Raw genomic sequence first — 18,665 nt, 5'->3', positions numbered from 1 at the left:
TCCCCACCTTAACTAATTTTTTTATCTACTACTTTATCGCTTGGCTGCGGAATTATTGTACCTTCTAGTACTCTTTCAATATCTTTCTTTAAACCAAACCAATTTTTATTCGTATGTCCTGCAATCCACCATTCATCATTAACGCGTTGTATCCAAATACGGCGATGATTCCAATACATCCCTTGAATGACACCAACCATAAATATAAATCCTCCAATACCGAGAATCCAAAGCGTTAAATCTTTCCTTACAGTAAGTGCTGTTGCATTTTGCATTTCCACACCTGCAAACGACATTTTATATTTATTATTTCCATCGGGTTCTATATTTTGCTGAATACCAACAAAACTCACTTCACCATCTGGTGTTTCAGGCGTAAACATTTTAAACACAAATGCAGGGTTGTTTGGTAATTTCGTTTTTGTATTTGGTCTTCCACTCTCATCAAAATAAAAATCAGGGAAATAGCTTAATAGTTCTAAAGAATAACCGTTTCCTAAATCATATTTTTCTGTAGGATTCGTTAAATCAACTTTAATCGGTCCCCACTTTTGATTATTTTCTTTGTTTTGCAAATGGAATGACATGCTTTTAAATTCACTTTCTTTGTAATCCACTTGATAAACAGCAAATTGATCAAATTTCATTGGCTCATTTACTCGAATTTCCGCTTCTTTTACTTTTTCTAATTTTGGTTTTTGTCCTGCTATATTTTCGCCGACTGCTTTATACAATACAGCATTCGTTTGGAAATTTTTCGCAATCATCTTATCACCTACACGATCAATCGCTTCATCAAAAACTTCCTTGTCCTTACTTTTATCATAAACTTCCTTTATAAACTTCTCGTTTTTTAAATAGTATTGCCCATCCGTTCCAGGTATTTCTTTCGTTTCACCATCACGTAACCAAAGCGCTTCATCTACGTACATACTCGGTAAAAAACGGAGCATTGCACCAAATAAAAAGATAATGAGACCGATATGATTCACATATGGACCCCAGCGTGAAAACCGTCCCTTTTCAGCTAAAATGTTACCGTCTTCCACTTTCACGTTATAGTTCGTTTTCTTTAAATTCATTTGGATTTTTTCCAAATCACCATCTTGCGGTGTACCAGTGCCGTATAATCTTTGTCTCTTTAAAAAGCTAGGGTGTCTTTTCACCCCTTGCTTCTTTAAAGCTTTATAAAGCGGAATGACACGATCTAAACTGCATATCACAAGTGAAATACCAATTGAAGCAATTAAAATCATATACCACCACGAACCGTATAAATTATTAAATCCTAATTGATAGTATAATTGCCCTAAAAATCCATATTCTTGCTTATAATATTCAGCTGGTGCAATCCCTGGAGTTATGTACATTTCTTGCGGAAAAATAGTTCCAATCGCCGATGCAGCTAAAGTAATTACAATGAGCCATACACCCACTTTTACAGAAGAGAAAAAGCTCCAAATTTTATCGACTATCGTTTTTGTTTGCGTGAGAGATCTCCGAGCACTCCCCTCATAGCGCATATCCAATAGTTTTATATTTTCATTGCTTTCAAATGGTTTCCCACATGCTTCACAAAAAACAGTTCCTATTGGATTAACATGTCCACATTCACACTTAATTTCTTTCAACACTCTCACCGCCCCTGTATCTATATGTACTATTGTATATTCTAACCTCAAGTTACCGCAATACTCAGAATTTTTAAACCAGAGGCACTATATGAATGCACCTCGTATGTAAAGGCTTTCTTTATTACGGAGTAATTTTCTTTAAATATCCTTCTAACTGTTCTTTCGTTTGTTCACCTATAATTTGCTCCACTACTTTTCCATCTTTATCAATCAAAAAACTTGTCGGTAATGGTCCTACTCCATATGTCCCTATAATTTTTTGTCCTTTGTCAATGGCAACCGGGAATTTCAAACCATATTGATTCACAAAGTTCTTAACAGCAATATCTGTTTCATCTGCATCTAACGCGATGATTTCAACGCCTTTTTCTTTATACTTTGGATATAATTCATTCATATACGGCATTTCTTTTTCACACGGTTTACACCAAGTGCCCCAAAAGTTTAAAAATACACCTTTTCCCTTTAAATCTTTTAGTTCAATTTTCTTTCCTTCTAAATCTGTCACAACAAAGTTAGGTGCTTCTTTTCCGATTTGCATTTTCTCCTTATCAGCAAAGAATCCTTGATAAAGTGTAAATCCTACAGCACCGCTTAAAATGAGCAGAATAATAACGCGAAATAATAAGCGATTTTTCTTCATATTGTCTCCCCTCTCTTCGACGAGTGATAAATATATGTATTTTTAATAAATCACCAGCGGAGCATTCCACTGGTGAAAGTTTCACACTATCGATTAGCGTGGCTTTGTAGAAGCCAATGCACGTAATTGTTTCACCTCATGTGGTGACAATTCTCTAGCATCACCAGGGCGCAAGCTACCCACTTCTAAAAAGGCGTAGCGTTCACGCTTTAGTTTCACTACTTTACAATCTAACGCTTCAAACATGCGGCGTACTTGACGATTACGACCTTCATGAATCGTTAATTGTACAATCGCAGTCTCTTTACGCTTGTCCCAAGAAATAATTTTCACTTGTGCTGGTGCTGTCTTCCCATCTTCTAATGCAACACCTCGTTCTAACATGCGAATTTTCTCACCTGTTAATGGCCCTTTAATTTTTGCAACATACGTTTTTTCAACTTTATATCTCGGATGCATTAATACATTTGCAAATTCCCCATCATTTGTCATCAATAATACGCCAGACGTATCATAATCTAAGCGGCCGATTGGGAATAAACGTTGTCTAATTTCAGGGAAAAAGTCTGTTACAACACTTCTTCCTTTATCATCTGATACACTTGAAATTACGCCAGTTGGTTTATATAGTAAAAAATAAACAGGTTCTTCTTTTTCAAGAGGGATGTTATTTACTTCTACTTTATCTTGAGGAGTGACTTTCGTTCCTAACTCCTTCACTATTTTTCCATTTACTTTTACTTTTCCTTGCTGAATTAATTCCTCAGCCTTTCTTCTCGATGCAATACCTGCTTGCGCAATCACTTTTTGTAATCGTTCCATTTCTTTTTTTCACCTCGAATTTATCTTACCTTACATTAGAAAGACTTGGCAACCGCATACACTTGACGGCTTTTTGCTTCATCTTACTTAAACAACATAGCGATGATAATAAACATATAAAGGGCAAATCATGTTTTTACCTTTTATTATTGTCCATATTCTTCATATTGCTCACAATAAAAGTTCATCATTTTGTCAAAAATACCACATAAAAAAACCACTATTAAGCAACACCTTAATAGTGGTCGTATACGTATTATAAGCGAAATAGCATAAAAAATGAATAGCCTTACTTAAACATTAAAGAAACAAACACAATTGAACAAATAATTCCGATCAAATCGGCAAAAAGTCCTACTTTTAATGCATCGCCCATTTTTCTAATTCCAACAGCTCCGAAGTATACTGTTAAAATATAAAAAGTCGTATCTGTACTCCCTTGCATCGTAGAAGCCAATCTTCCAATAAATGAGTCTGGCCCATATGTGGCAATTAAATCGGTCGTAATACTTAAACCAGCAGAGCCTGAAATAGGGCGTATAAGTGCTAGTGGAACAATTTCTGCTGGGACATGAATTAAATCTAACATCGGCTTCATTACTGATATCATCGCATCTAATGCACCTGAAGCTCGAAATATAGAAATAGATACGAGCATTCCAACCATAAACGGTAAAATGGAGATTGCAATTTGAATTCCTTCTTTTCCTCCCTCAACGAACGATTCATACGTTGGCACTTTCTTTATCGTGCCATATAAAAGGATAAAACCAATTACACAAGGGATTACCCATAATGATATCGTATTAACAATACTCATTTCTTCCGCCCCTTCCTACTCCTTCTTCGGTAAAAATAGCGGTCAATCCAAATCGCTCCGATCATAGAGAGTACTTGTGCAATGAATGTTACCCCAACAATTTCAGTAGGATTCGCTGATTCATACGTCATTCGAATCGAAATGACAGTAGTAGGAATTAACGTAATCGCTGATGTATTTAACGCGAGAAACGTTACCATAGAACGGCTCGCCGAATCCTTCCCTCCATTTAACTCTTTCAATTGTTCCATCGCTTTAATACCAAGAGGGGTCGCTGCATTCCCTAATCCAAAAAAATTCGCCATCATATTCGATAAAATAAATCCCATTGACGGATGATCTTTCGGTATTTCTGGAAACAATCTTTTTACAATCGGCATAAAAAGTGACACTAACTTTTTTAACAATCCTGCTTCCTCTGCAATTTTCATTAAGCCGAGCCAAAATACTAAAACACTAATCAGTCCTATACAAATTGTTACTGCATCTTTTGCCCCGTCAAATACGGCTTTATTTATTGCTTCCATCGTTCCATTTATCATGGCATATACAATCCCTATGACTGCCATCGCTACCCATACAAGATTAACCATCGCTCCCAACACCTATCATATGAGAAAAAATTTCTTTCACATTATTCCAGTACATTCCCGTCGTAGCGACTAACTTTCGTTTACTATAAAATAAATTCCGTTCTCCAACTTTCTCATTGCCAACATAAATTTCTGTTTTCCCAACCTTTACGCCATCCTTAAGTTTTGCACTTTTATCAAGTTCAACTTTTAATACGACATCCTTTCTTTCTTGCTCAGTTAATGGCACCGCAAAACTATTTTTCGTATAAACATGATTGGCATATTTCTTTTCAGTTATTTCAGTAAGAGCTCCTTGTCCTACAACGTTCGTTTGCTTGAAACGTTCAAAACCTTTATCAAATAAATTCATATGATCATCCCAATCGCTAGAAGCGCTCAAAGTTACGACGATTAGATCTAGTCCATCTTTTGATGCTGTTGTAACAAGCGTCCGTCCTGCTTTCTTCGTAAAACCTGTTTTTCCTCCTGTTGCAAATTCATAATACGACGTCACAAGTTTATGTTTATTTTTCCACGGATAATCCCATGAATCTGATTTATACGTTTTTGTCCCAAAAATCTTCTTAAAGGTTTCGTTCCCCATTGCATATTTTGTTAAAAGTGCCATATCATAAGCCGACGAATAATGGGATCCATCTCCATCCAAACCATGTGGGTTTGAAAAGTGCGTATCTTTCATTCCAATTTGTTTCGCCTTTTCATTCATTAAATATACGAACCCTTCTATACTCCCTCCTACATTTTCAGCAATTACTTGTGCTGCATCATTGCCAGATCTAAGCATGAGTCCGTATACTAAATCCTCTAAGTTCACTTTCTGTCCAGGCTTTAAATAAATTGCTGAGCCTTCCACTCTCACCGCTTCATTACTAACCGATACCATTTCTTTCATTTTTCCTGATTCAGCAGCTAACAAGGCTGTCATAATTTTTGTTATACTAGCAATTTTTTGTGACTCATGTTCTGCTTTCCCGTATAATACACGACCTGAATGTTGTTCCATTAATACAGCATTTCGAGCACTGACATTACTGTTCATCTTTGCATATGTAGGAATTGGCATAACGCTTGCACACATAATAAGAAGCGTGATTATTACACAAATTCGTCTCATATTTCCCCCCACGTCCTTTTGGCACTTTTTGTACAAGTGTATGCTTGGCCTTTTAAAATATGAACAAAGTTTCTTGCCCCTTCCAATAAAGTGAAACTTTAATCAGTGGGGGTTTTGTTCATCCCCCACTGATTATTAGTTGAACCAATCGGGCTTTTACGGGCAGTTGATCCCCCACCTAAATTCTTTGCTTTCGCTGAATTTTGAGGTGGGGGATCAACTGCCCGTTAAATGCGGGATAAAAAAGACGCAGAAAACCTGCGTCTAATACGGTGTCCATTCAATTTGTTTCGCACTTTCAAATCTTTTTTCGACATCAGGCCAATTTACAACATTCCACCAGTTTTTAATATATTCATCTTTTCGATTTTGGTATTGTAAATAATACGCATGTTCCCACACGTCTAGTACGAGGAGCGGTATCGTATCCCATTGTGTAAATAATTGATGAAGTGTACTCTGCAAAATTTCTAACCTTCCAGATCTTGGCACCCAAACGAGAATCGCCCACCCTGATCCTTCCACTTTAGAAGCTGCTTCTGTGAAATGCTTTTGAAAACGTAAAAAACTCCCAAAATCTTGTTCAATCTGTTGTGAAAGAGCCCCTCTTGGACTTCCGCCACCATCTTTTTTCATGTTATTCCAAAATATCGTGTGTAAGTAATGACCCGATCCATGAAAGGCCGCTTCTCTTTCCCAATGCTTAATTAAATCAAACTGATTCGTTTTTCTTGCTTCTTCCATCATCTTCTCTGCCTTATTTAATCCTTCCACGTAACTGCGATGATGTTTATCATGGTGTAACATCATAATTTCTCTAGAAATATAAGGTTCTAACGCATTATACGGATAAGGTAATGGTGGAAGTGTGTGCCCTCCAATTGGAACAGCTCGTTCACTATCCCCTCTTTCATATAGTTCATATTCCTCTTCTCCTTGCACGAATACTTCCTGCAAATGATGCTGAATATGTTCTACATCATCACTTATCTCATACATAAACTCTGCATCTGTATCATACTCATGCTCTTTCATACGATCTAATAACGTTTGAATTTTATAAGCAAGCATATGGACATCATACACTTCCATTGCACGGCTATCTAATACGTGAAGAACACTTTCACACCAACTTTCTACTTCATGAAAGTAATCTGTAAATACACCTTGCTGACTCATGTTACACCTCCTTAATGCTATCCCCATAAATATATTCAAAGGAAATCCCTTATATAACTTTACAAAAGGAAAAGAAGCTAAGTTCCCTTAGCTTCTTTTTCGCAATTAATATTTGTGTAACATCTTTGTTTGGTAATCCGTCTCATAATATTCTAGTTCTTCACGCATCAATTGAAATTTACCTTCTAAACTCTTCATCATTTGCTCAACAGACGCTGGTGGCGTTTGTTGAAAAACGATGGAGTTTTTCCCTGTATAGGCAGACCGACTATTTTCATACCAATGATCACTCTTTGGTGAGAAAAACTCTGCAATTACTTGATGATAAATTTTATATAAAATTTTTTCAGCTGCTGTTTTTCGAAATGGCTGGCTATTTAACAAAACAAAACATGCATCATGTCCTTCTTCACAAAAAACGAGAAGACGTCTCATTGATGCTAATAACCCTTTATAATATTGCTCGTTACCTGCTGGCGTTTCTTCTAATAAAGAAGGTAACGTATGATAATTTACATAATTGGTTATCAGTGTAATAACATCTTCTAAAAACATAGAAACTTGTTCTGTTTGATTTTCAACCATCAGATTAGACATTTTTTCCCTCTCCTTTGCCATTTCACGCTATTTCTACTCTTTTATTTTTATGTAATTCAGCCAATATTTCTTGTACTTTCACCACTGTGCCCTCATCAAAATATTGTTGGAATTCTTCTATATTATTTACATACAAACGTTTTTGCGTACGGAGCTCATTCTCTTTCAGTAAACAACATATCGCTACAATATCCCGTAAATATATGTCTTGTTCTTCTACTTTATATACTGGATTTCCTTCAAAAGGAGTAATTTCTTGTAAAACTTCTTCAAAATATCGAACGTATAAAACAGAAAAAGTTCTCTCTTTATTATTTAATATATATGTTACTTCAGATCTATTAAAGAAATCTTCTGATGTATTAGGCTTTGCTTTCTCTAACTCATATCCCGCATAACCTATTATAATCATCTACTTCCCCTCTCTTCCTTCTTCAAATTCATTTTAACTTAATTTTCTGACAAACGAAATACTCTTTTAAATATAATCCTTATAAAAAATAGCTTCCCTATACAGGAATTTACCTTTTTATTTTTCTTGAAGTTTGTCATAATAATATTATTGTCTCAGTTTTCTTATACAAGGAGAGTTGTATTTATGTCGTTTTCATGGAAACGTTTCTTACAAATCGGGAAAATTATCTTCCCATTTGTTGTATTAACAATTGTATTCTTTCAAGCAAAAAAAGAATTAGCAGGCATTTCTTTTTTAGAAGCAATCAATACAATTAAAAACATTCCAACCGGAGGAGTCTTTTTAGCAATTACACTTGGCGCATTTGCCGTATCAACAATGTTCTTTTATGACTATGTTATGCTTCGTTATTTAAAAGCTGATATACCAGTCCAAAAGATTTTCCGTATCTCATGGATTGCTAATACTTTAAATGGATTTATTGGATTTGGTGGTCTCGTTGGAGCTGGCGTACGCACAATGCTTTATCGTCCATACATAAAAGAAAATGGCAAACTTATTAAAAGTATCGCCTGGATGACAACTGCTTTTATTAACGGATTAGCCATTCTTTCATTCCTTGGTCTTATTGGAATATTAGACACAAGTTTTATTTTGCATGAAAAACCTTGGCTATGGCCTGTTCTTATCTTTTTCGCTCTTTTCGTCCCTATATATATCGGCTTTTCTAAACTTAAAAATAGAAAAACAAACCAAACCGAAGGACAAGAAGAATTAGAAGAGAAAAACCCGACTGTTTTATACTCATTAGTTTCATTAGTCGAGTGGGTATCTGCTGGTATTGTTATGTACGTCATATTAATATTATTTGGTATCGATATCGAATTTCAAAAGTTTTTAGGTGTGTATGTAATTGCTGCTTTAGCTGGCGTTGTAAGTCTTGTGCCTGGTGGCCTTGGTTCATTTGATCTTGTCTTTTTAACTGGACTCGGACAGTATGGCATTGATACTGGCGTATTACTACCTGCTATGTTATTATATCGCCTCGTCTATTACATTTTACCTTTCTGCCTTGGTCTTATTTTTGCAGCTTTTGAAATGACAGGCGTGGCCATTAAAAAGTTTGAAGATAAACCTTTTATTGCGCCTGCATTAGAAACAACTGGTGTTATATGGACTTTGCAGCGTGATTTTCTAGGAAAATTAGGTTCATGGGCATCTGCTGCCTTAACAGTATTTGCTGGACTAATGGTTATTTTATCGACCATTCTACCAACAAGTATAAACAGAGCACACGCCTTACATATTCTAGCTCCAAAACCTCTTATTCAATTTTCTTTTAGCTTATCACTAACATTTGGTATTCTCCTGCTAATCCTTTCACGAGGCATATATTATGGAACAAAACGTTCTTACTATATGACGATTATTTCTTTAATCGGAGCAGCAATCTTTAATACGCTAAAAGGAATTGATATTGAAGAAACGTTTATTTTATTAATCGTACTCGCTGTATTATATATGCTTCGTAAAAGATTTGTACGCGAGAAAATGGAAGTCTCACTTTCTGATATGGTAAAAGTTTTTATATTCCTACTTATAACTTTATATTTATATAAAAACTTAGGTATTTTATTTGCAGGTGCAAAAGAAGCCTTTAAACCTGATTTTGTCGTTCGTAATATTACACAAGTGAAACGAAGTGCATTAGCAGCTGCCTTTTTCGTTCCTACTTTTTTACTGATTGGCTCACTCATTGCCAACCGTTATCGAAATGAATTTCCCGGGCAACCAGCGAATGATAAAAGATTGCAAAACTTCTTAGATGAACATGACGGAAATGTACTTAGTCATTTGGGGTTTTTAGGAGATAAACAATTCTTCTTCAGTAGTGATGGGAAAGCACTCCTTCTTTTCTCTATAACGGGAAAACGTCTTGTTGTGCTAGGTGACCCAATTGGGGACCCTTCCTCCTATCGTACTGTGTTACAAGAGTTTTTAGCTGAGGCTGATCGATTTGGATACATTTGTGTATTCTACCAAATCGAAAGTAAATGGATGAGTTTATATCATGATTTTGGTTATAACTTCTTTAAGCTTGGTGAAGAAGCTGTCGTTGATTTAAATACATTTACAATAACAGGTAAAAAACGCGCCGGTATGCGAGCGACTTTCAACCGCTTTGAAAGAGAAGGCTATACATTCTCTATTCACCAGCCACCATTCTCAGATGAACTTTATGAAGAGTTAAAAAAAGTTTCAGAGGCGTGGCTCGGCGGTAAAAAAGAGAAAGGCTTTTCACTCGGATACTTTGATCGTGAATATATTAGCCGAGCACCTATCGCTACATTATCTGATGCGGATGGAAAAATCATCGCATTCACGACCTTTATGCCCGTATATCAAGACGGATCATTGTCTGTTGATTTAATGCGCTATTATCCAGATGCGCCTAGCGGCATTATGGATGCAATTTTCATCCACCTATTCCAGTGGGCAAAAGAAAATGAATACCATTCCTTTAATATTGGTATGGCACCACTTTCAAATGTAGGTTTATCAACACAATCTTTCTGGTCTGAACGGGTTGCTGCTGCCATCTTTAATAATGTTCGTTATACGTATAGTTTCAGCGGGTTACGACATTTTAAAGAAAAATATAAACCAGCATGGAGTGGTAAATATTTAGCATTTAGAAAGAATCATTCTTTACCAATTACAATGCTCTCTGTAACAAAGTTAATAGGAAAAAGAAAAAACAGCTAAGCATTTAGCTGTTTTTTCTTTTTTGAACTTGTACAATAAATTCTTTTTCATATTTCTTACCATTTATATAGAAATCTCCCCATATTTTATACGTTCCTTCTACAGGAAATGTAATACGATATTGCAATTGCTCATCTGTATCAACAGGTATTGCATATAAAAAGTTTTCTCTCGTTTCGTCCACGATATAGAGCGCCTCTAATTCTCCTCTCTCTGAATGTAATTTCAATTTCTCACCCTTTTTCGCTTGGAATTGAAATGTTAACGTCGCTGGTTCATTCGGATGCAAGGCACCAAATAATAGAGAAACTTCATACTCCCCTATTTTTTTTGTAAGCACACTATCGATTGGAAATTTTACTTTTTTCTTATTTTTCTCCTCTATTTCTCTCCCAAAATCTTTCTTCGCAAATGATTTCACAGACTTATTTTTGTCTTCATATAAAAATATTGTATACCCTTCATCTTTCACTATTTTTGAAGAAACCTTATATGATCCATTCCCTGCAAATGTAGGTTTCATTTGTTGTACATGTTTTAATTGTCCATCTACAATAACTGCCCGAATTTGATCATTCACACCACGAACTTCGTTATTTTTATTATTTAGTAATTGAAACGAAATATCTACTTTCTCATTTCCTTTTCCATTTGACACATCCCATTTTACTTCCTGAACATCACCTACAGTTTCTGTAGTTTCCTGATACTTCTTTATGTAAAATCCGCCTACTACAATAAAAAGCAAAGCAACAAGTCCAATGACAAGATTTTTCAAAACATCACCTACCATTTTTATTGTCTCTATTCATACAAAACTTCTTACATATATATTCTAGATTATGATTTATGAAATCCTCCTGCTTTGCACATATTACAAATAATTAAAAGATTTTAATTGAAAGGATTGATAGTGTATAATGCAAATGATATTGATTTCTATCAATACATTATAAGGAGGACTTTTCATGAGTGTACATATTGAAGCAAAACAAGGCGAAATTGCTGAATCTATTCTATTACCTGGTGATCCATTACGTGCAAAATATATTGCTGAAACATTTTTAGAGGACGTTACTTGCTATAATAACGTACGTGGTATGTTAGGTTTCACTGGAACTTATAAAGGAAAACGTGTATCTGTTCAAGGTACAGGTATGGGTGTTCCTTCTATTTCTATTTATGTAAACGAATTAATCCAAAGCTACGGAGTTAAAAACTTAATTCGCGTTGGAACTTGCGGTGCGATTCAAAAAGACGTAAAAGTACGTGACGTTATTATTGCAATGACAGCTTGTACGGATTCTAATATGAACCGTTTAACATTCCCAGGTTTTGATTTTGCACCAGCTGCAAACTTTGACCTTTTAAAGAAAGCTTACGATGCTGGAACTGAAAAAGGCTTACACGTTCGTGTTGGTAACGTTTTAACAGCAGATGTATTTTACCGCGAAAGCATGGACATGGTTAAAAAACTTGGAGATTACGGTGTACTAGCAGTAGAAATGGAAACAACTGCTCTTTACACATTAGCAGCGAAATACGGTGTAAATGCGTTATCTGTATTAACAGTAAGTGACCACATCTTCACTGGTGAAGAAACAACATCTGAAGAGCGTCAAACTACATTTAACGAAATGATTGAAATCGCTTTAGATGCAGCAATTCAACAATAATACATTAAAGAACTCGTCATACGTCTGTCGAGTTCTTTTTATGTGACCTTTTATAAAAAACTACTTTCGGAAGAGACAGATTTTCTCCTCTACTTTTTGGCAACGTTTGTTATAATAAAGAAATCATTTACAGTATTTCTCACAAGAGGTGACACAGTGAAAAACAGAAGTATCGTCTTTAAACTATTTTTATTAACATCAACATTATTTACAATCATATTCCTCCTTTTTTTCCTAGGACAATCTCTATTTTTAGAGAAATTTTATATTAATAAAAAGGTAAAAAACGTTCAAACTGCTTTTGAGAAGTTCGTAGATAATTACGAAAAAAGTGGTAAAAGTTATGAGGAGATTAGAAATCTAAAACAAGAATTTCATGATAAAACAAATGCTGAAATGCAATTTTTAGATTCTAATGGCATTATTAAAAGTGACACCAATTACTACATTGATGTAATTAATCCTAAAAATAATGAAACATATTACATTCCACTCAATAATGTTTTAACGCCCGAAGAATATAATAAATTCGAAAATTTAGGATTAAAAAAAGATGGAGTGATAAACGTCGTCGGTTTTGTACGAGAAAAAACAATAACACCATTAGAATTAACAACGAATTATAATCGATGGCAAAACGAAAATGCCAACTCAGATTTTCAATCCATTAATGGCAACCCTTCTAAAAATAGACTTACAAGTCGATACAAAACTCCAACTCAAATTGAGTTTACTGGTATTATCTCTAAATTGCAGCTTCCATCAAAAGCCGAGGTTCGTCTTGCAAATGATATTGAAACATTACAAGCCGTTCAATATTTTGCAGAAATTATTAGAAATGGCACTGCTAACTCACAGCAATTAAACACTTATATACTAGATGGCGGAGAGAATATAAAAAATAGTATCTTTGTAAAACCTATTATGGAAAACGGAAAAATTACAGAATACGCTTTTGCGATAGCATCTTTGCAACCTGTTAATGAAGCAATGCTCGTTTTAAAGGATTATTATGTCTATGCCTTAATCATCGTATTTCTCGTAATTATTTTATTATCTTTCTACTACTCAAAAATCATTGTGAAACCATTGATTAAAATTAATCGTGTTACAAAAAAAATGGCCAATTTTGATTTTAGCGAGAAATTACCTGTAACAGCAGACGATGAAATTGGTGGGCTTTCCGGCAGTATTAATACGTTATCTGTAAACTTAAAAGACCGAATTGATCGATTAAATGTTGCCAATACCAAATTACAACAAGATATTGAACGTGAACGTCAATTGGAAAAAACGCGAAAAGAATTCATTTCTGGTGTATCACATGAATTAAAAACACCACTTAGTGTAATTAGAAGTTTCGCAGAAGGAATTAAAGATGGCGTTAGTAAAGATACGACATATTATACAGATGTTATTTTAGAAGAAACAGAAAACATGAATAGACTTATTGTTGAAATGTTAGAATTAGCAAAACTAGAATCTGGTACGTACAAACTAGATATGACAACATTCTCAATCGGTGAATTAATTCAACAAGTCTATACAAAGTTATTATTTAGCATGGAGGAAAAGCATTTACAAGTGAACATAAATGTAGACTCTTCTATATTTGTGAAAGCGAATCGTAGTCGTATTGAGCAAGTGGTTGTGAACTTGCTTAGCAATGCAATTCGCTATACGCCAGATGGAGAAAAAATACAAGTCTCCGTTATAGAAAAGGATGATACAGTAAAGGTCGAAATCGAAAACACAGGAAACCCTATCCCTGAAGAAAGTCTTGAAAAAATTTGGGATCGTTTCTACCGATTAGATGCATCTCGTAGCCGTCATACTGGAGGAACCGGTCTCGGGTTATCTATTGTAAAAAACATTTTAGACCTCCACCATGCCGAGTACGGTGTATATAACACGACTAATAGCGTTGTATTCTACTTTAATTTACAAAAAGTAAAAGAAGTCAAATAATTTGTCTTAATTTCACTAGGAGTTCACATGAAATTCACACTCTCCCTTTATAGTAGGAAACAAGTTAATCCTTTCCTTTACACACATAAAAGAGGAGAGTGCGTGAAATGAAACAAGCAGGACAACCTATTCAAAATGAAAAACAATTAGAAACTATCAAAAATATACTTTTACAATCTTCGAAACGTGATGGCTTATTATTCGTATTAGCTGTAAATTCTGGCTTAAAAGTAAGTGAAATCTTACAATTAAAAGTTAGTGATGTAATCGATGAAAATGAAAATGTTCGCCATTCCATTTTATTTTACAATGAAAAAGTAAAGAAACATAAATGGTTTGCTGTAAATGAAGACTTACAGCACGCGATCGAAGACTACATGAAAGAACGTAAAACTTGGAAACGTAATGAACCATTATTAAAGTCTCAAAAAGGAACAAAATCTATTACGAGACAACATGCATGGTACATTTTAAACAAAGCTGCAAAAGAAGTTGGATTAGAAGGGATTAGCTCACATACACTTCGAAAAACTTGGGGATATTGTGCATACAAATCAGGTGTTGATATCGCATTTTTACAACACTTCTTTGATCATAGTACTCCATCAAAAACTTTAAAGTATATCGGTATTGCTTAATAACTCTTATACATAAAAAAGGTTACCATTTTATAAATGGTAACCTTTTTTATGTTTCACACTCTCTTTTCTTGTCTCTCCTATATTGTAGTGGTACTCTAATAATAAGGGGGAGAAATTATGAACACATTAACAATTGAATTACCGAAAGAAACGGCTGAAAAACTGGATTTATTAAAACAAGCTTATGAAAAGAAAACAGGTGCTTCCATTTCTGAGAGTACTCTTGTTCAAACACTTATCTCAAAAGAGTTTATCCAAGCGATAACTCCTTTTGATTTACAACAATTCGTTACTGGAAAAGAACAGCATTAATTGCTGTTCTTTTTTTGATACTTTATCAGGAGTTTACTAGCATTTTCCCCCGAAAAACTTCTTTGCTTCAGCCAAGCTTTTTATTAGGAATCTCCCTACTGTTACTGTCTCATAAAAAGTTTTTTATTTATTTTTCCGAAAACTATTGACAATGATAATGATAACCATTATCATTTATTACGAAGCCAACAATTGATGAATCAACCAAACGCTCAGTAACATTGTTACCCCTCTTTTTCATATAGAAAGGCACTGTACATTCCCCCTGTTTGTACAGTGCCTTTCTTGTTTATTATCATTCAAACAAATTTAATTGCTCAGGCTTCGGCTCACCATATGTAATATTCATCATTTTCATAAGCTGTTTCGCATTATCCGCTGCATCTCCGCCCGAATTATTGTTAAATAGTACATATATGTCCTTTGTCTTCTTTTTTAATTGCTCTAGTCTTTCTACCCATTCTTCTAATTCTTTATTGTTGTAGCGATATAAGCAGCGAACCGCTCTCCAATTTTCTCCTTTATCAAGCCAGCCATGAACATTCCGACCATGAAAACGTATTAACACCATCTCTGCATTCGTTACTTCTAAAACGAGCGGTACCGAACCTATCCCCGCCTGTGGCTCGTCACAAATTGTATGAATCCATTTCTCCTGTTCCAAAAACCGTAAAGTCTTATCTCTCATTTCTGGATAAAACCATGTTTGATTTCGAAATTCTATGGCACACGGCAAACCTTCCATTTTTTCTTTCGTATATCGAAGAAAATCTACATTTTTCTTTTTACAATCAAACCATGGTGGATATTGAAATAAAATCATTTTTAATTTATTAGCTTCTATTAAAGGAAGAATAGATTGTTTATACACATCAAACATCTCGTCGAACGTAGAAAACGGAATTTCACCTTTCATATGTCCTGTCATCCCTTGATATGCTTTTACGACAAAAGAAAAATCTTTCGGTGTCTCCGTTGCCCATTTTGTATAGTTTCGCGCAGGTTGCATCGCATAAAATGAACTATCCACTTCCACAATAGGAAAATGCTCACTATATGTTCGTAATTTATTTCTATTTTCATAGGGATCTATATATAAAGAATCATGATCTCCCCACCCTGTCACTCCAATGAAAAGCAAATATATCCCTCCCTTTTTAACTTCACCTTCTATCCATTCTACTCACTTCCCGAACACTTCGACTAATCAATTTCATTAAGTAGCCCCTTCTTTAAGAGTATCCGTATAAAAATATGATATACTAGATGGAAGAATTTTTAAATTGAGGGGTTATTTATTTATGCTTCCAAACGATGATATTGTATCTCATGAAAAACGAATAGAAGAATTAGAAAATAAAGTACGTTTTTATGAAGAACTTGTAAATCAATTACCACATCATTTCACATACAAAAATCCACATATTGGTTTACAAATAAAGAAAACGAGAACGACTCATTCCATTCAAAACATAAAAAGAGAAAATAAAGAGGCTGAATTTCAACTTACTTGTGATTCATTATTTTTATTTAAACAACTTGAAACATACTTTGTTCATATTTTTGATGCTTTTTCACATCATGTAACCTTTGTTGATAGTAAAGGCAATATAACTTTATGTAATCAAGCTGCAGCAGATGATTTTGGTGTAGTACGAAATGATATAATCGGAAAGCCAATTCAACAATTACTAAAATTACCAGAAGAAAAAATTAAAGCTCTTGAAACCTTAAGAACGGGAACAGAAATATATAATGAAGAAGTATTAGACAAAAACTATGGCATTTTAAATAACCGAATTATTCGTGATTATAACGGAGAGATTTTTAGAGTTATTAGTGTCTTTCATTATTTAAACACAGAACGTGATGCAGAGAAATTTTCGTTAGCAGGGCGAATTGCAGCTGGGATTGCACATGAAGTACGTAATCCTCTTACAACCGTACGGGGTTACTTACAATTTTTACAAGAAAGCGTTTCTCCATCTAATAAAGAATTATTTAAAAACTTACTTATTCCTGAATTAGACCGTGCAAATAGTATTATTACAAAATTTTTATCTATTTCAAAAACACGCGAATTTACAAGAGAACCGTTTCCTATTAATACATTTTTACGTGAATATATTCAACAGTTACTAGCTAGTGAAGTCTTCTTACATAACATTTCAATTGATTATAATTTTTCTACCGAATTAGACGATATATTAGTCCATATTGATCGTCATGAACTTGTGCAAGTTTTTTTAAACCTATTTCAGAACGCTGTCGATGCTCAAGGCGAAAAGAAACTTTCTATCCAAATTACTAGTTATCGCCTTGATAATTTTGTTCGTATTACTTTCACTGATAATGGACTTGGTATTCCACCAGCCATTCAAGAATATATCTTTGATCCATTCTTCTCAACAAAAGATTCGGGCACAGGACTGGGCTTGTCAGTAACGAAGAAAATTATTCAAAATCATAACGGTACATTAAAAATGACCAGTAATCAAGATGGTACAACTTTCACTATTTCAATTCCAATTTTACCTAAAACAACTCTTGAAAGATTAAATGAATTTAAATGAGGTACTCCTCCACAAACTGCATGCTAATTGTTAGACACTCCTAACAATTAGCATGCAGTTTTTTATGTTGAACTTTTCGTCTTTACATTATATAAACCTTCTCTTTATCTTACTTATTTTTGCTAAGAGGGCCAATTTCTTATTTTTTTAGAAATGGTAGTTTGTCCATCACGAATTTAGTATAAATTTCATTTTAATATATAGTAACGACTATTGATTCTATGAAAGACAGGAATGAAAAGATGAACAATAAAAATAAAGGAAAAGTATTTTATGGTAATGATTGTTGCGAAGTCAGAGCTTGTAGTTATATTAACATCTCTAAGTCCGAACTTACAGAATTTGTTAAACTTCTTCAAGCTCTTGGCCAAGCTATTCAAGCTGTCTTTCAAAACCCTTCTCAAAATAATATCGATAACTTGATTGCTGCCCTAAATAACCTACAAAAATTCCTCAATTGCTTAGATTTATCTCCAGCACAAAAACAAATTGGAAATTCTATTATCGCTAATCTATTAACTATTTTAAAAACAAAACCTTTCTCATGCGGAGCATTGTATGTTGAGCTACAAAGCTTGCTTAATTATTTATTGTATATCGCTAAGTTATTCAAAGTAGATTGTTGTACGATCGACAAACTAGTTAAACTCATAACAGAGATCCAAACTATCCTAGTTCAATACGGATCAGGTTGCCTTGGAGGAGGAACAACAGGTGCTACTGGACCTCAAGGACCGGCTGGCGCAACAGGCGCTACTGGTGCTCAAGGACCAGCTGGCGCTCAAGGTGCTACTGGTGCTCAAGGACCGGCTGGTGCTCAAGGACCGGCTGGTGCTCAAGGACCGGCTGGTGCTCAAGGACCGGCTGGTGCTCAAGGACCGGCTGGTGCTCAAGGACCGGCTGGTGCTC

Annotated in this window: 18 protein-coding genes; 7 read left to right on the top strand and 11 right to left on the bottom strand. The window is 34.6% G+C overall.

From position 1 onward, the window contains the following. Positions 1-8: 8 nt before the first annotated feature. The 9 genes from resB to ACXVYO_RS23685 all read right to left on the bottom strand — a co-directional run bounded on the left by resB (position 9) and on the right by ACXVYO_RS23685 (position 7,817). Positions 9-1,634 (bottom strand): cytochrome c biogenesis protein ResB, encoded by a 1,626-nt coding sequence (resB, locus tag ACXVYO_RS23725; RefSeq protein ID WP_073517749.1) that lies wholly within the window; start codon positions 1,632-1,634, stop codon positions 9-11. 121 nt (positions 1,635-1,755) lie between these two features. Continuing rightward, on the bottom strand, positions 1,756-2,277 hold the full coding sequence (resA, locus tag ACXVYO_RS23720; RefSeq protein WP_000742206.1) for a thiol-disulfide oxidoreductase ResA: 522 nt from the start codon (positions 2,275-2,277) through the stop codon (positions 1,756-1,758). A 93-nt stretch (positions 2,278-2,370) separates the two neighbouring features. Continuing rightward, positions 2,371-3,099: a 23S rRNA pseudouridine(2605) synthase RluB gene (rluB, locus tag ACXVYO_RS23715; protein ID WP_000440552.1), complete on the bottom strand. Its 729-nt coding sequence runs from the start codon at positions 3,097-3,099 to the stop codon at positions 2,371-2,373. Between the two features lie 289 nt (positions 3,100-3,388). Then, entirely contained in the window at positions 3,389-3,919 is a 531-nt protein-coding gene (gene spmB, locus ACXVYO_RS23710; RefSeq protein WP_000029511.1) for a spore maturation protein SpmB, read from the bottom strand. Then, complete coding sequence (spmA, locus tag ACXVYO_RS23705) at positions 3,916-4,512, bottom strand: spore maturation protein SpmA (protein ID WP_000247806.1); 597 nt, start codon at positions 4,510-4,512, stop codon at positions 3,916-3,918. Before spmA ends, spmB begins: the two co-directional genes overlap by 4 nt. Beyond that, positions 4,505-5,629, bottom strand: coding sequence for a D-alanyl-D-alanine carboxypeptidase DacB (gene dacB / locus ACXVYO_RS23700; protein WP_458468644.1), 1,125 nt, complete (start codon positions 5,627-5,629; stop codon positions 4,505-4,507). Before dacB ends, spmA begins: the two co-directional genes overlap by 8 nt. 264 nt (positions 5,630-5,893) lie before the next feature. Next, positions 5,894-6,808 carry a superoxide dismutase gene (locus tag ACXVYO_RS23695; RefSeq protein WP_000082672.1) on the bottom strand — a complete coding sequence of 305 codons (915 nt, stop codon included), beginning with the start codon at positions 6,806-6,808 and terminating at the stop codon, positions 5,894-5,896. Between the two features lie 105 nt (positions 6,809-6,913). Further along, complete coding sequence (locus ACXVYO_RS23690; protein WP_073517746.1) at positions 6,914-7,405, bottom strand: YpuI family protein; 492 nt, start codon at positions 7,403-7,405, stop codon at positions 6,914-6,916. Between the two features lie 22 nt (positions 7,406-7,427). Continuing rightward, positions 7,428-7,817 (bottom strand): hypothetical protein, encoded by a 390-nt coding sequence (locus ACXVYO_RS23685; protein WP_073517745.1) that lies wholly within the window; start codon positions 7,815-7,817, stop codon positions 7,428-7,430. A gap of 186 nt (positions 7,818-8,003) precedes the next feature. Here ACXVYO_RS23685 and mprF point away from each other — a divergent pair, with 186 nt between their 5' ends. Beyond that, positions 8,004-10,586, top strand: coding sequence for a bifunctional lysylphosphatidylglycerol flippase/synthetase MprF (gene mprF / locus ACXVYO_RS23680; protein WP_458468643.1), 2,583 nt, complete (start codon positions 8,004-8,006; stop codon positions 10,584-10,586). Between the two features lie 4 nt (positions 10,587-10,590). Here mprF and ACXVYO_RS23675 read toward each other — a convergent pair whose 3' ends face one another. Then, positions 10,591-11,379: a hypothetical protein gene (locus tag ACXVYO_RS23675; RefSeq protein ID WP_458468642.1), complete on the bottom strand. Its 789-nt coding sequence runs from the start codon at positions 11,377-11,379 to the stop codon at positions 10,591-10,593. A gap of 175 nt (positions 11,380-11,554) precedes the next feature. Here ACXVYO_RS23675 and deoD point away from each other — a divergent pair, with 175 nt between their 5' ends. From deoD to ACXVYO_RS23655, 4 genes are all read left to right on the top strand, one after another. Next, a complete protein-coding gene (gene deoD / locus ACXVYO_RS23670) occupies positions 11,555-12,262 on the top strand; it encodes a purine-nucleoside phosphorylase (protein ID WP_000110707.1) in 708 nt (235 codons plus the stop codon). 156 nt (positions 12,263-12,418) lie between these two features. After that, positions 12,419-14,230: a sensor histidine kinase gene (locus ACXVYO_RS23665; RefSeq protein ID WP_458468641.1), complete on the top strand. Its 1,812-nt coding sequence runs from the start codon at positions 12,419-12,421 to the stop codon at positions 14,228-14,230. A gap of 107 nt (positions 14,231-14,337) precedes the next feature. Then, complete coding sequence (locus ACXVYO_RS23660) at positions 14,338-14,868, top strand: tyrosine-type recombinase/integrase (protein ID WP_000806236.1); 531 nt, start codon at positions 14,338-14,340, stop codon at positions 14,866-14,868. Between the two features lie 120 nt (positions 14,869-14,988). Continuing rightward, on the top strand, positions 14,989-15,183 hold the full coding sequence (locus ACXVYO_RS23655) for a DUF3924 domain-containing protein (protein WP_001094861.1): 195 nt from the start codon (positions 14,989-14,991) through the stop codon (positions 15,181-15,183). Between the two features lie 295 nt (positions 15,184-15,478). Here ACXVYO_RS23655 and ACXVYO_RS23650 read toward each other — a convergent pair whose 3' ends face one another. Continuing rightward, positions 15,479-16,324 carry a DUF72 domain-containing protein gene (locus ACXVYO_RS23650; RefSeq protein ID WP_073517741.1) on the bottom strand — a complete coding sequence of 282 codons (846 nt, stop codon included), beginning with the start codon at positions 16,322-16,324 and terminating at the stop codon, positions 15,479-15,481. A gap of 160 nt (positions 16,325-16,484) precedes the next feature. Here ACXVYO_RS23650 and ACXVYO_RS23645 point away from each other — a divergent pair, with 160 nt between their 5' ends. Together ACXVYO_RS23645 and ACXVYO_RS23640 are read left to right on the top strand one after the other, a co-directional pair. Then, positions 16,485-17,756, top strand: coding sequence for an ATP-binding protein (locus tag ACXVYO_RS23645; RefSeq protein WP_458468640.1), 1,272 nt, complete (start codon positions 16,485-16,487; stop codon positions 17,754-17,756). Positions 17,757-17,998: 242 nt separating this feature from the next. Then, positions 17,999-18,665, top strand: a 667-nt coding sequence (locus ACXVYO_RS23640; RefSeq protein WP_458468639.1) for a collagen-like repeat preface domain-containing protein, incomplete at its 3' end; no start/stop codon positions are given.

It is taken from the genome of Bacillus sp. BC08, from assembly GCF_054326875.1.
The sequence above is the reverse complement of the archived record's forward strand: the minus strand, read 5'-3'. Positions and strand labels throughout refer to the sequence as shown.